Origin of the sequence: Streptomyces sp. NPDC050164, assembly GCF_044459945.1 — a bacterium.
Classification (GTDB): domain Bacteria; phylum Actinomycetota; class Actinomycetes; order Streptomycetales; family Streptomycetaceae; genus Streptomyces; species Streptomyces coeruleorubidus_A.
In genome coordinates, this window is sequence record NZ_JBITJK010000053.1 from 43,386 (window position 1) to 56,514 (window position 13,129).

Sequence of the window (13,129 nt, forward strand, 5' to 3'; positions counted from 1 at the left end):
TGTCCCTGATCCGGGCTAGCGGCTCCCGCAGTCGAGGCTCTCCGGATCGACGGCGTCGGCCATCGCCTGCATCCCCTTGTCGTTGGGGTGCAGGTGGTCGCCGCCGTCGAAGGCGGGGAGGATCCGCTCGGGGTCGTAGGGGCTGCGCAGGATGCGGTCGAAGTCGGTGACCGCGTCGAACTGGCCGCTGGTGCGGATGAAGGTGTTGACCTCCTGGCGCACGGCTTCCCCGGCAGGGTCCCACTCCTGCCAGCCCTTGTAGGGGGCGATCGTCCCGGCGACGACGCACTTCCCGGCCGCGTGCACCCGGTCGGCCAGCGTGCGGTATCCGGCGATGAGCTCGTCGGCCGTGGCGCCGGGCTCGGCCTTGATGTCGTTGACGCCCTGGAAGAGGAACACCGTGCGCAGGCCCGGCAGTGAGAGCACGTCCCGCGACAGTCGGTTCAGGGCGCTCTGTCCGGGGCCGTCGGTGAGGACCTTGTTGCCCGCGATGCCCGCGTTGGCCACTCCCCTGACGGTGGTCTCGGGGGACGTGCGCAGCCGGCGGGCGAGGTAGTCGGGCCAGCGGCGGTCGAGGTCGGTCGTGGACTGCCAGCCGTCGGTGATCGAGTCGCCGAGGGCGGCCACGGCGCCCGCCGCGGGCCGGGGCCGCACGGTGACGGCGTCGAGGTAGAACCAGGACCCTGTCCGCTGCGCCCAGTTGGCGCCGCTCTCCTCCGCGGTGTGGTCGCCGTCGGTGGTGTACGACGTCTGCATCGCCATCCAGTGCCCGGTGAGCACTCCGCCCGCCCGGGGGACGTGGAGGCTGACGGCGAGCGCGCTCGCGGCGGGGACGTGGCCGGGCAGCGGGTCGCTGTAGACGATGCCGCCGGCTGGGACCGTGACGGAGCGGGCGCCGCCGAAGGTCAGGCGCCGGTTGCTGCCGGGGACGAGTGCGGCTCCGTCGCGCTGGAGACCCGCGTGGACGTTGTCGAACGTCACCGGCTGGTCCCCGAAGGCGTTGGACAGCCGCACCCTGAGGCCGGTGCCGCCGACGCTGGTGCGCACGACCAGCCGGTAGCCGCGGCCGTCGACCGCCGCGCCGATGCGGTCGGCGGAGGAGGCCCAGGTGACCACGCCGTAGCCGGGCCCGGTCGGGGCGCTGGTCGGCGGGGCCGGCTTCTCCCCCTGGGGTGTCCCGCCGGACGCGCAGCCCAGCGCGAGGCAGCAGGAGAGGGTGACCAGGGCGGTGCGACCGCGGGGGCGTGCGGTGCGTGGCATCGTGGGCGCTCCTTTCGGCCGGTGTGCAGGGGCGGGCGGTGTCAGGGGGCGAGATCCCGCAGCGTCGCGGAGCCACCGGGAGCGAGTCGGATGCTCCGTGCCGTCCCGGCGTACGACACGGTAGTGGTGCGGCCTCCGACGCTGTGCAGGGTGGCCTCGGTCGGTCTGTAGATGTCGAAGAGGTTGAAGGCGGTCGTTGGCCCGGACTGACGTGGGAACCCTCGCGCGGCCACGGCCGTTGTCCGGGCATCCGCGTCCCCACGGGGAGGCCGGTACGACGACAGCAGTGGGGCGTGATGAGCGAGTTGGTCCCCGGTGGCAATCTGCCGCTTCCGGGCGGGGCGGTGACCGTCCGGGTGCCCGGCCCGTTCGACGTGTCCGCGCTCGTCACGGACGACGGCGGAAAGGTGCGGGACGACGGCGACTTCGTCTTCTACAACCAGCCGGCCGCACCGGGAGCGACGCTGCGGGGCGACGCGCTCACCGTGGACCCGGCGAGGCTGCGTACCGGTGCCACCCGGGTCACCGTCGCCGTCAGCCCTGCCGAGCCCGGAACCGCCCTCGGCCGTCTGCCCTCCCCCACGCTGCACGTCACCGACGCGGGAGGCCGCCCGCTCGCCCGGTTCACCCCGCCGCACCCCCGCCAGGAGACGGTCCTGCTGCTCGCGGAGCTCTACCGGCGCGGCGACCGCTGGAAGCTGCGCGCCCTGGGCCAGGGGTACGCCGACGGACTGGCGGGACTCGCCAGGGACTTCGGCGTCGACGTCGTGGACGACCCGCCCGTGTCCGGGCCGGACTCGGCGGCGGCCAGTGCGCCGGGCGCGCGGCCGGGATCCCTCGCCGGCGGCGCGCAGCGAGCGGCCCATGCGCCGAGGCCGGTCCCGGCCGAGCGGCGCCTGACCGGGAGCGCGGCCGGCGTCGGCCACTCCCCCGGGCCCTCCGCCTCCGTACCGTCCGCCCCCGACCCGGACGGCTTCGCCGCCCTGGTCAACTCCGCTCGTACCGCCGCCGGTTCACCACCGGTCTCGCTCGACCCGCGGCTGGTGTCCGCGGCGCGGGCCCACGCCGCCGCCATGGCCGCGTCCGGACGCCTCGGTGTCGAGAGCCGGGACGGCGCCTCCGTCTACCAGCGGGTCCTCGGCGCCGGGTACGCGTACCTCACCGTCGGCGAGCACCTGGTGTCCGGCCCGCGTACCACCGCCGAGTTCGTCGCGTACTGTCTGCGCACGGACGGGGCCCGCCGCACCCTGCACGACCCGGCGTTCACCCACGCCGGAGTGGCCCACGTCCACGACGGTCGCACCGCCGACACCTATTGGACCGCGCTCTGGGCCATGCCCCTCACACCGGACGGGCTGGCGGGCGCCGCGGCGGCCGTCACCGACCTCACCAACCGGGAGCGCGCCCGGGCCGGACTCACGCCCCTGGCCGCCGATCCCCTGCTCACCGCCGCCGCCCAGGCGCACAGCGCGGACATGGTGGCCCGCGGCTTCTACTCGCACACCGCGCCCGACGGCAGCCGCCCCTGGGACAGAGCCGCCGCCGCGGGCTCCACCCGGCGTTCCATCGGCGAGAACATAGCCTGCGGCCAGCGCTCCCCCGCCGAAGTGGTGGAGGGCTGGATGAACAGCCCCGGCCACCGGGCCAACATCCTCAAGCCCGGCTTCACGCACCTCGGGGTCGGCTTCGCGGGCGGCGGCCGGGCGGGTACGTACTGGACGCAGCTCTTCGGCGGCTGACACCGCGCCACCGCGCGCCCTGCCCGTCATACGCCCCCGATCTTGGCGGAGGGGGACGCTCCGGGTGAGGATGCGCCTATGAAGGGTGACCTCTTTTCCAGCCAGCACATGGCACAGCCGGCCGTCGCACCGGGTATGACGGTCGAGAACGCCAAGTGCCTCCGCTATACGGTGAACGGCGAGATGCTCGCCCGACAGGGCGCGATGATCGCCTACCGCGGCAACCTCCAGTTCGAGCGCAAGGGCCAGGGCGTGGGCGGCATGCTCAAGCGCGCGGTCACCGGGGAGGGACTTCCGCTGATGGCGGTGCGCGGGCAGGGCGAGGCCTGGTTCGCCCACGAAGCGCAGAACTGCTTCGTCGTCGACGTCGAACCCGGCGACGAGTTCACGGTCAACGGCCGTAACGTCCTGTGCTTCGACGCCACGTTGTCCTACCGCATCGCGACCGTGAAGGGCGCCGGCATCACCGGCGGCGGCCTGTTCAACAGCGTCTTCACCGGGCACGGCAAGCTGGGCCTGGTGTGCGAGGGCACTCCGCTCGTCATCCCGGTCTCCCCGCAGTACCCGGTGTACGTCGACACCGACGCGATCGTCGGCTGGACGGCGGGCCTGCAGACCTCGCTGCACCGCTCCCAGTCCATCGGCTCGATGCTGCGCGGCGGCTCCGGCGAGGCCGTGCAACTGGCGCTCCAGGGCGAGGGATACGTCGTCGTGCGGCCGAGCGAGGCGACACCGCAGAAGGCCGGTCAGCACTAAAGGCCCCTCCCCACGGTGATCTGCGCCTCACAGGCAACCCCGTCCGTACGGTCGACGTCTTGATCGACAACAGGTGATGCCCTGGCCCTTGTGGCCAGGGCAGGTTTCCACCTTTCTATACACGCCATGTATACGCCCTGTGTATACATAGCGAGCATACGGACGGAAGGCATCGATGTACGGCAAGGCATTCGCCCCGGAGTATCAGGGCGCGCTCACCACCCTGTCCGTCAACTCCTCACTGACCGACGTGCTGGCCGCCGGCACCGAGCAGTTGAGGGCGGCCGAGCGCGCGGGGAAGCCCGGGGAGGCGGCGCGTTCCGGACTCGCGGTGGCCGAGGCGCACCGCCGGCTGGGCCGGGTCGAGGACGCGGACCGGGCGTGGAAGGCGAGTTACCGGGCCGCCCGCCGGGCCGAGGATGTCGCTGCGATGGCCTGGGCGCTGTGGAGCGGCGGCACGCTGGCCCGGCAGCGCGGGGCGTTCCGGCTGGCCCGCCGGCTGTTACAGCTCGCGGCGGACCTGGGCGAAAAGGGCGGGGACATGGTCGTACGCGGCTACTCGCTGGCGGGCCTGGCCGAGACCGGCCGCATCCAGGGCGACTACGAGGCCGTCGGCCGACTGCACGAGCAGTTGCTCGCCGAGGCCCGGCGGCGCGGGGAGGCGCGGCACACGGTGTGGGCGCTGGAGGGCATCGCGCAGATCCACCGCAACACCGGGGACTACGACACCGCGTACGCCCTGTTCGAGGAGTCCGCCGAGATCGCCGCGCGCGCCGACGACCGGCGCGGTCACGCCTGGGCGTTGCGTGGCCTGGCCGACGTCGTGTCGGTGCGCGACGGTGACACCGAGCGGGCGCTGGAGCTGCTGAGCGAGGCGGAGGCGACGTGCCGCGCGATGCGGCTGTCCAGCGCGCTGGCCTACAACCACAAGATGCGCGGCAACGTCCTGTACCGGGCCGGGCGTTACGCCGAGGCGCGCGCCCTGTACGAGCAGGCCCTCGCGGAGTTCCGCGAGATGAGCGAGCCCCGCGGGGAGGCGCTGTCGCGGCTGGGCCTCGCCAAGTCCCTGGCCCGGCTGGGCCGCGACCGCGCCGAGACGGCGGCCGAACTGTCCGAGCTCGCCGGCACACTGGAGCGGATCGGTCTCCAGCACGCCCGCAAGATGGTGGCTCGCGCGTACGACGAACTCGGCATATCGGATGCCGGGCTCGCCGAAGCGAGGGTGGCGGAGGTGGCACGGTGACGGTGTCCTCCATGGCGGTAGGGGCGGCGCGGGGGGACGGGGTCGCGCATGACGAGGGGCAGGAGCAGGCGGACGGCCTTTCGGGCGGGCTCGGCCACGCGGGTGACCTCGCCCAGACGGGCGGCTCCGGCCACGCGAGCGGCTTGAGCCACTCGGGCGCCCCCGACCACGGGCTGACCCCCGACCACGCGGTCAGCTCCGGCCACGCGAGTGGCCTCGTACACGCGGCCGAGCCCGAACACGCGCGGGGCCCCAGCCACTCCGGCGGCCTCGACCACTCAGCCGCGCCCGACCCCCACCAGATCCTCCACCGCTGCCGCACCCTCGTGCGCCCCGCCTTCTCCGAAGCCGTCAGCCAACTGCACCCCTGGGTCGGTGAGATGGCCGCGTACTCCTTCGGCTGGTGTGAGGTGGGCGGTGCACCGGCCGTCACCTCGGGCGGCAAGGGTGTGCGACAGGCGCTCGCGGTGCTCGGTGCCGAGGCGGCCGGTGCGTCCGGGCGGGACGGGGTGGCCGCGGCCGTCGCGGTGGAGCTGGTGCACACCTTCTCCCTGCTGCACGACGACATCATGGACGGCGACGCGGACCGGCGCCGTCGCCCGGCCGTGTGGAAGGCCTACGGCACGGGACCCGCGGTCCTCACGGGCGATGCCCTGTTCGCGCTGGCCGTCGAGACGCTCGCCGCGCAGCCGGGCGGAGTCGCGGCCGTGCGGACGCTGTCCGTCGCGCTGGGCGACCTGGTGCGCGGGCAGGCGGACGACCTGCTGTTCGCCGACCGCCCCTGGACGGGACCGGAGCGGGTCCGGCCGGACGAGTACCGGGCGATGGCGGAGCACAAGACGGGCTCGCTGCTGGGCTGCGCGGCCGCGCTGGGTGCCGTGCTCGGCGGTGCCGACCCCGTAACGGCCGCCGCGCTCGACCGCATGGGCCGGCACCTCGGGATCGCGTTCCAGATCGTCGACGACGTGCTGGGCATCTGGGGCGATCCCCGGGTCACCGGCAAGCCGGTCCACGGCGATTTGCGGGAGCGGAAGAAGACGCTGCCGGTACTGGTCGCGCTCGGCTCCCCGAGTGGCGACCGGATCGCCGCACTCCTGGAGACGGGCGACGATCCCGGTGCGGCGGCGCAGCTGATCGAGCGGGCGGGCGGCCGTTCGGCGGCCATGGCTCAGGCCCGGCGCCACCTCGCCGCCGTCGAGACGGCGCTCGCCGGGGTGCCGCTGGAGGCGAGGGCCCTCGGTGAACTGCGGTCACTGCTCGGCTTCCTGGTGCGGCGGGAGGTCTGAGCCGACCGCCCTCGGAGAATCCGTCGCCGAATTCATCGCGAGGGGTGTCGAGTTCAACCGTTGGACACCATCGCATTTACCGTCGGTTACCAGCAGGCCAGCCGGGGATTCGGGAATCCGCGGGCCGCGGGGACGAATTCTCCGCACCCACGGAGACACCCGCGGCGGCCCCGCCCCGATCCCGGGGCGGCCGAGGTGAGCCGCCCCTGAGCCCGCGAAAGACGTTTTCCTCTCGCACACTTGATCCCCCCTCTTGAATAAAAGACAAGATTGAACGCGGAGTTGCGATCCCGTTGAACGCAGCACGGCTCGCCCCTCGTACTTCTGGAAAAGGTGAGAGCCAGGTTTCCAGCGAGGGATGGCCATGGGCAGGGCGCACGTCTCCACACACCAGTTGGTCGTCGGCCGGTACCGGCTGCTCGAGATCATCCAGCGCGAGACCAACCGCATCTGCTGGTACGCCGAGGACATCGGTGCCGGCGAGGTCTCCCGCCCGTGTCTCGTCACGCAGATCGGGCTCCCGGACGACGCGTACGAGACCGAGCGCCGGGCCGCCGGCCGCCTGCTGCGCACGTCCGAACGCATGGCGTTGCTGTGCCCCGGCCGGACCGCCACGGTCGTCGACGCCGTCGAGGAGGCCGGCACCCTGTGGACCGTCAACGAGTGGATCGACGGCACCCCGCTCGGCGAACTCCTCTCGGAACAAGGCACGTTCAACTACGTGCGGGCCGCCCGCATCGGCCTGGAGATGCTCGACGTGCTGGACGCCGCGCACGCCGAGGGCATCACGCACGGCGAGCTCAGCCCCGGCCAGGTGTTCGTACGCGAGGACCATTCGGTCGTCGTCACCGGCTACGGCCTGGTCGGCGCGACCCTCGCGCCCCGGCTCACGGCACCCGCGTTCGCCTCCCCGGAACAGGCGCGCGACGAGCGCATCGGGCCGGCGGCCGATCTGTGGGCGCTCGGCGCGATCCTCTACACGATGGTCGAGGGCCGTCCGCCCTTCCGGGACCGGGGCCGGCCGGAGAACACCCTCAAGGGCGTGGACCGGCTGCCGCTGCGCACACCGGTGCGCGCCGGACCGCTCACCCAGGTCGTGCAGGGACTGCTCCGCAAGGACGCACGGGAACGGCTGACCCGCCCGGTGGTCCGGGAGGCGCTGATCCGCGCGCTCAGCGAGGACCCGGAAGCGGCCATGGGGTCGGCGCCCGTGCCGCGGCTGCGCGGCGCGTACGCCGCGATGCGGCCGGGGGGTCCGGCATGGAGCAGACGGACCATGGTCGCCGGGACCACCCTGGCCGTGGTCACCGTCGCGGTCGCCGTGCTCGCCGCGACCCAGGGGCTGCCCGGCAGCGACGCGGGCAGCGACGCGGCGGACTCCCCGGCCCGGCCACCGGCCTCCGTCGCCCCGCCGGGCGAGGGCACCGGCGGCGGCAGTCCCGAGCCGTCCGAGCCACCCGGCCGGACCGGCTCCCCCTCCCCCACGCCCTCTCCGTCGTCCCCCGACCCCACGCCCACTCCGACCCCTACGCCTACGCGCACGCCGTCCGCCCCGGCCACGGCCCTGCCGCCCGGCTTCCACACGTATCGCGCGCCGGAGGGCTTCTCCGTCGCGCTCCCCGAGGGCTGGGAGCGGCTGGACACCGATCGCCAGGGCGATCTGCGGTACCGCGTGGTCTTCGGCGCCGACGGTGACGACCGCACGCTGGCCGTCACCTACAGCGAACGCGTGGGCCCGGACCCCGTGGCCGTGTGGCGGGACGACGTCGAACCCCACCTGGAGCGGTCGGGCGACTACCGGCGGATCGGCGAGATCCGCGCGACGACGTACCAAGGACGCGAGGCCGCCGACATGGAGTGGACGGCGGACGTCGACGGCACCCGGGTGCACACCTTCGGCCGGGGTTTCCTGCTGGGCGAGGGCCGGAGCTTCTCGCTGCGCTGGACGACCCCGGACGACGACTGGGAGGAGAAGGCGAACCAGGAGACGCTGCGGACCTTCCTGAAGACGTTCCGGCCGGGCTCAGACTGAGCCGCGCGGGGCGCGCAGGGAGGTGAGCGGGCTGGGGTTGAAGGGCTGCGTGCGCCAGCTCGCGGTGAGCGTACGGTCCGCGAGGGAGCACGTCAGCGCCAGGCGGTGCGGTGTCTCCAGGAACACCACCTCCACGGCCAGCGTGCCGGAGTCCGTCCAGCCGCCGCTCACCGCGGTCGGGAGCGGCTTCTCCGCCACAGTCCAGCCCTCCGCTCCGATCCGCAGGTCCAGCCGGTTCTCCCCCTCGGTGAGCCGGAGCGTCCAGCCGTCCGCGTCCGGTGCGAGCCCGGCCGACAGAGCGGGACCGTCCCTCTTGGAGGACACGAACTCGGCGACTGCCCATTCCTGCGCCCGTTCCGGCGGTGCCGGCCTGCCCGGGGCGGGCGGCAGCGCGAGCTGGGCGAGGCGCTCCCGCAGGGCCTCGTCGGCGGCGTCCCGGCCGGGCAGCGCCTCGGGGCCGAAGGCGGGCAGCAGGTGCTGCCAGACGAGGTGCAGGTAGTCCTGCATCCGTTCGGTCGCCGTGGTCGCGGCGATCACCGCGTCGTGCTCGGGCAGCACCAGGCAGAACTGGCCGTACGCGCCGTCGCCCCGGTAGCCGTGCCGGGAGGTCCAGAACTGGTAGCCGTAGCCCCGGTCCCAGTCCTGCCGGTCCAGGTCTCCCATGGCTCCGGCGGTCGGTATGCGCGGGCCCGTGGCCCGGGCCACCCACCCTTCGGGCAGCAGCCGCTCGCCCTCCCAGACCCCGTCGCGCAGATAGAGCTCGCCGAGCCGGGCGACGGCGTCGGTGGTGGCGTGCAGACCGCTGTAGCCGATCTCGCGACCGGCGCGGTCCCGCTGCCAGAACACCTCGCCGATGCCCAGCGGATCCAGCAGCCGCGGTCGCAGGTAGGTGGTGAGCGGCTGCCCGGTCACCCGCTGGACGATCGCGGCGAGGGTGTAGGTGGTGGGCTGGTTGTAGGCGAAGACGGTGCCGGGGTCGCGGTCCGGTGGCAGCAGCAGGAACCCGCGCACGGGCTCCTGCTTGTCCAGCCCGTAGACCTCATCGATGGTCTCCCGTTCGTGGCCGCTCGACATGGACGCCACGTGCTTCACGAGCATGGCCCGGCTGCGCGGGTCGGTGATCTCGGCCTCCAACTCCGGAAAGTACGAGATCACCGGCGCGTCGAAGTCGAGCAGCCCCTCGGCCTCGGCCAGGGCGGCGGCTGTCCCGGTGAAGCTCTTGCTGAGCGAGTACAGCAGGTGGAGGCGGTCGGGGGTGTACGGCGCCCACCAGCCGGAGGCGACCAGCCGGCCGTGCCGCATGATCATCAAGCTGTGCGGCTCGATCTCGGGGGCCGCTTCGAGGGCGTCGAGGAAGGCGTGGACGCCGGACGCGTCGACGCCCTGGGCGGCGGGGCTGCTGGTGGGCAGAGCGGAGGCACTCATGGGGGCATCCTGCCCTCGTCCGGGGGCCTTGATCGAGCAGTTTTCACGCCCGTCGTCAGGGGACCCGCCGGTTATGGTGCAAATCGGATACACGATGATGACCGAGCAGGCCGGCCCCCGAGAGCTCGTCGACCATGTGGTGCGGGCCGAGGAGGCGGGCTTCGACTTCTCGGTGACCTCCGACCACTACTTCCCGTGGCTGCGCTCGCAGGGGCATTCGCCCTACGCGTGGGCGGTGCTCGGTGCGGCCGCCCAGGCCACGTCACGTATCCCGCTGATGACATACGTGACGTGCCCGACGTTCCGCTACCACCCGGCGGTGGTGGCGCAGAAGGCGGCGACGGTCCAGTTGCTGTCCGAGGGCCGCTTCAGGCTGGGGCTCGGCTCCGGCGAGAACCTCAACGAGCACGTGGTGGGCGGCGGTTGGCCGTCCGTCGACGTGCGGCACGAGATGTTCGAGGAGGCCGTGGAGATCATCCGGGCTCTCTTCAAGGGCGGCCACGTCAACCATCGCGGCACGCACTTCGACGTGGAGTCGGCCCGGCTGTGGGACCTGCCGGACCAGGCGCCGCCCATCGGAGTCGCCGTCTCCGGGGAGCGGTCGTGCGAGCTCGCCGGCCGGCTGGGCGATCTGGTGATCGCCACGGAGCCCAAGGCGGGGCTGCTGGAGGCGTTCGACCGGCACGGCGGCGAGGGCAAGCCCCGCGTGGGCCAGCTGCCGGTCTGCTACGACCCCGACCGGGACACGGCCGTCAAGCGGGCCCACTCCCAGTTCCGCTGGTTCGGCAGCGGCTGGAAGGTCAACTCGGAGCTGCCGCACCCGGATTCCTTCGAGGCGGCGACCCAGTTCGTCACGACCGACGACGTCGCCGACGCGATCCCGTGCGGTGACGACCCGGACGCGTTCGTCGAGGCCGTCCGTCCGTACGCCGAGGCCGGTTTCACCGAGATCGCCCTGGTCCAGATCGGTGGCGACTCGCAGCCGGCGTATCTGGCCTGGTCGGAGAAGACCCTGCTGCCGGCCCTGCGCGACGCGTTCGGCTGAGGTCTGCCGCCAGCGCCTCGACGCTCTCCTCGACCAGTTGAGCCCTCCGCCCCGGGGGGCTCCTCTTGACCAGCGCGCTCACCCGCTGGGCCTGCTCGGTCGTCGGCACGAACCCGACCAGGAGGAGCGGCAGCAGCATGCGGCGGACGAGGACCTCGCTCCCGGAGGAGACCTGCGGCCTGCGCACCACCGAGACATTGACCCGGATCGCGTGTTCGTTGCCCGGCGGGACACCGGGCCGGTCGGTTTCGATCGCGGCGTAGCGGAAGCCATGCGCCCGGTCGCAGGCCGGGCAGCCGGCCGGGCCGCGTGCGAGCCGGTCGCCGCAGTCGGGGCACACCAGCCGGTCGAGGGCGGCGTCCACCACCCGCCAGTCGTGCCGGTCGGGTTCGGCCGCGACCATCTCGGCCAGCGCCCTGTCCTGCTCGCCGTCGGCGGCGTCCCAGTGCCGCAGGAAGGCCGCCCACTCCTCCTCGACGATGCCGTCCACCAGTTCACGGCAGACGGCACAGGCGGGGGCGCCGCCGTACTCGTATCCACCGCATTGCGCGCAGTGGCGCAACGCCGCACCGACTTCAGGTCTCACCATGGCCCGAGTCTCCCGCGCCGGGCGGAGCGAGGAGAAACGATTTGCGTCGGCCGGCCCGGGCCATGCGCTCGTATAGGCTGCCGACCTGCACGTACTCAATTGGCCAACCCCATTCAGGAGAGTCGTCCGTGACCCTGGCGATCACCCCGCCCGAAACCTCCCCGGCGCCCGTCACCGAGCCGATCGCGCGGGACGCGCGGGAGTTCGGGGCGTACGCCCGGACCGGAGGGTGGGCCTTCGGGTTGAAGGTGGCGCGCAGTGTGCGGCCCGGCGGGCAGTCCTCGGACGAGACGCCGAAGGTGTCGGCGAAGGAGTTCGCGGAGCTCGCCGGGTGCTCCCCCGAGCGCGTCATGCGCTACTACAAGGCGTGGGACCGGGCGGCCGACGACGGGCTGGTCCCGCACTTCGAGGCCCTGACGCCGGGTCAGGAGGTGGAACTGCCGGACGCCGACGTGTGGCTGAGCTACTACGTCTCCCGCTCCGGTGCCACGTCCGAGCGCGGCACCGCCATCGCCGAGGCCGCCGAGGCGGAGGGCATCCGGCCCACGAAGGCGCTGGAGGTCGCGGAGAACCCCACCGCTCTGCGCGCCGCGATCCTCGCCGACCCCGCCACGGCCCGCGCGGCCCGCCAGGCCCTGCTGGACCGGGTCCGGGAGGATCCCGAGCTCCAGTCCGAGCTGGCCCGTGACGTCGTGCGCACCGACGAACTGAAGAAGGCCGTCGCCGGCGAGAGCAGGGCGGCCGACCGGATCGGATACGTGCGCCAGATCGCCGAGTCCGGGCAGATCAAGACGCCCGCCGGGCAGACCGTGGACGCGCCGGCCGACCTCCGGCAGGAGGCCGAGCGGCACCTGTCGCTCATCGACGAGCTGGACGAGGGCGAGGACGCCGGCGAGTGGGCCGCCGAGGCGTACGAGACGATGAAGTCCCTCGTCGTCGAGACCGTCGAGACCGACCCGGGGCTGCGGGTGCAGGAGCGGCGCACGAAGTTCTACAGCGGCCTCCAGAAGGCGACCAAGGTGTTCGAGGAACTGACCTTCGACGACGCCGGGGATTTCTACGAGGACGACATGGTCCAGCGTCTGGAGGAACTCCAGCGGGCCGTGGCCGTGTGCATCGAGTCCCTGCGCGGTGCCCGCGGGAATCACCCGGAGGGCTGAGCATCTTGTGCGTGTAGGGGGTACTAGAGGGCTCTACGTCGGTTGGTTCTTCCCGGAGGCCCTCTCGTGAACTCCTTCGTGCACAAGACCCTGGTGGTGCAGCTCCAGGCGGGTGACACGGACCGCTTCTGCGTGCTCGCCCACCTGAGCTACGACGCCGCGGACCCGTTCGCCGTCACCGTCGTCTTCAGCCACGACGGCCGTGTCCTCGCCCGCTGGCAGCTGGACCGCGAGATGCTCGGCGAGGGGCTGCAGCGTCCGGTCGGGGTGGGGGACGTGCGGATGCGTCCCGAGTCGCTGGGCATGTGGCAGGAGCTGCGCCTGGAGTTCCTCGGTGACGCCCGACCCGACGGCGGCCGTCACCACGCGGTGGTGTTCGCGTGGGCTCCGGCGTTCGCGGCGTTCCTGCGGGAGACCCACGAGGTGGTCCCGCCGGGCCGCGAGGAGGTCCGCGTCGACGACTTCCTGGCGGACGTCATCGCCGGGGGCTGATCCGGGGGTTCTAGGTGTATTGACCCGCAGGGTTGTTCACGCGGGTGATGGGTGGTTGACCTTCGAGTGCGGTGTGGCAGCGGTGGTGGTTGTAGGTGTGCA

11 protein-coding genes are annotated in these 13,129 nt (G+C 73.0%); 8 read left to right on the forward strand and 3 right to left on the reverse strand.

What is annotated here, in order from left to right:
- Positions 1–15 precede the first annotated feature (15 nt).
- Positions 16–1,260, reverse strand: coding sequence for an SGNH/GDSL hydrolase family protein (locus ACIBNA_RS40815; RefSeq protein WP_399170373.1), 1,245 nt, complete (start codon positions 1,258–1,260; stop codon positions 16–18).
- Between the two features lie 296 nt (positions 1,261–1,556).
- Here ACIBNA_RS40815 and ACIBNA_RS40820 point away from each other — a divergent pair, with 296 nt between their 5' ends.
- The 5 genes from ACIBNA_RS40820 to ACIBNA_RS40840 all read left to right on the forward strand — a co-directional run bounded on the left by ACIBNA_RS40820 (position 1,557) and on the right by ACIBNA_RS40840 (position 8,316).
- Entirely contained in the window at positions 1,557–2,999 is a 1,443-nt protein-coding gene (locus ACIBNA_RS40820) for a CAP domain-containing protein (RefSeq protein ID WP_399170374.1), read from the forward strand.
- 78 nt (positions 3,000–3,077) lie between these two features.
- Entirely contained in the window at positions 3,078–3,755 is a 678-nt protein-coding gene (locus ACIBNA_RS40825) for an AIM24 family protein (protein WP_274813745.1), read from the forward strand.
- A gap of 175 nt (positions 3,756–3,930) precedes the next feature.
- Positions 3,931–4,998 (forward strand): tetratricopeptide repeat protein, encoded by a 1,068-nt coding sequence (locus ACIBNA_RS40830; protein WP_399170375.1) that lies wholly within the window; start codon positions 3,931–3,933, stop codon positions 4,996–4,998.
- Positions 4,995–6,284, forward strand: a complete 1,290-nt coding sequence (locus tag ACIBNA_RS40835; protein ID WP_399170377.1) for a polyprenyl synthetase family protein — start codon at positions 4,995–4,997, stop codon at positions 6,282–6,284. The genes ACIBNA_RS40830 and ACIBNA_RS40835 overlap by 4 nt, the downstream gene beginning before the upstream one ends.
- Positions 6,285–6,648: 364 nt before the next feature.
- The gene (locus ACIBNA_RS40840; protein WP_399170378.1) at positions 6,649–8,316 is read left to right on the forward strand and encodes a serine/threonine protein kinase; all 1,668 of its coding nucleotides are present in this window, start codon (positions 6,649–6,651) and stop codon (positions 8,314–8,316) included.
- On the opposite strand, the gene ACIBNA_RS40845 is transcribed toward ACIBNA_RS40840, so the two are convergent.
- Entirely contained in the window at positions 8,308–9,741 is a 1,434-nt protein-coding gene (locus ACIBNA_RS40845) for a serine hydrolase domain-containing protein (RefSeq protein WP_399170379.1), read from the reverse strand. The genes ACIBNA_RS40840 and ACIBNA_RS40845 overlap by 9 nt on opposite strands.
- Before the next feature lie 73 nt (positions 9,742–9,814).
- On the opposite strand from ACIBNA_RS40845, the gene ACIBNA_RS40850 reads away from it, so the two are divergent.
- Positions 9,815–10,786, forward strand: a complete 972-nt coding sequence (locus tag ACIBNA_RS40850; protein WP_399170380.1) for an LLM class F420-dependent oxidoreductase — start codon at positions 9,815–9,817, stop codon at positions 10,784–10,786.
- On the opposite strand, the gene ACIBNA_RS40855 is transcribed toward ACIBNA_RS40850, so the two are convergent.
- Entirely contained in the window at positions 10,683–11,375 is a 693-nt protein-coding gene (locus ACIBNA_RS40855; RefSeq protein ID WP_399170381.1) for a hypothetical protein, read from the reverse strand. The genes ACIBNA_RS40850 and ACIBNA_RS40855 overlap by 104 nt on opposite strands.
- A 128-nt stretch (positions 11,376–11,503) precedes the next feature.
- Between ACIBNA_RS40855 and ACIBNA_RS40860 the strand changes: the two genes are divergently transcribed.
- Entirely contained in the window at positions 11,504–12,535 is a 1,032-nt protein-coding gene (locus ACIBNA_RS40860; RefSeq protein ID WP_399170382.1) for a hypothetical protein, read from the forward strand.
- Positions 12,536–12,601: 66 nt separating this feature from the next.
- Positions 12,602–13,027, forward strand: coding sequence for an SsgA family sporulation/cell division regulator (locus tag ACIBNA_RS40865; RefSeq protein ID WP_399170383.1), 426 nt, complete (start codon positions 12,602–12,604; stop codon positions 13,025–13,027).
- Positions 13,028–13,129: the final 102 nt, after the last annotated feature.

Excerpts from the sequence above, each read along its gene's own strand:
- ACIBNA_RS40815 (WP_399170373.1), bottom strand. The coding sequence starts at position 1,260 with ATGCCACGCACCGCACGCCCCCGCGGTCGCACCGCCCTGGTCACCCTC.
- ACIBNA_RS40820 (WP_399170374.1), top strand. The coding sequence starts at position 1,557 with ATGAGCGAGTTGGTCCCCGGTGGCAATCTGCCGCTTCCGGGCGGGGCG.
- ACIBNA_RS40825 (WP_274813745.1), top strand. The coding sequence starts at position 3,078 with ATGAAGGGTGACCTCTTTTCCAGCCAGCACATGGCACAGCCGGCCGTC.
- ACIBNA_RS40830 (WP_399170375.1), top strand. The coding sequence starts at position 3,931 with ATGTACGGCAAGGCATTCGCCCCGGAGTATCAGGGCGCGCTCACCACC.
- ACIBNA_RS40840 (WP_399170378.1), top strand. The coding sequence starts at position 6,649 with ATGGGCAGGGCGCACGTCTCCACACACCAGTTGGTCGTCGGCCGGTAC.
- ACIBNA_RS40845 (WP_399170379.1), bottom strand. The coding sequence starts at position 9,741 with ATGAGTGCCTCCGCTCTGCCCACCAGCAGCCCCGCCGCCCAGGGCGTC.
- ACIBNA_RS40850 (WP_399170380.1), top strand. The coding sequence starts at position 9,815 with ATGGTGCAAATCGGATACACGATGATGACCGAGCAGGCCGGCCCCCGA.
- ACIBNA_RS40855 (WP_399170381.1), bottom strand. The coding sequence starts at position 11,375 with ATGGTGAGACCTGAAGTCGGTGCGGCGTTGCGCCACTGCGCGCAATGC.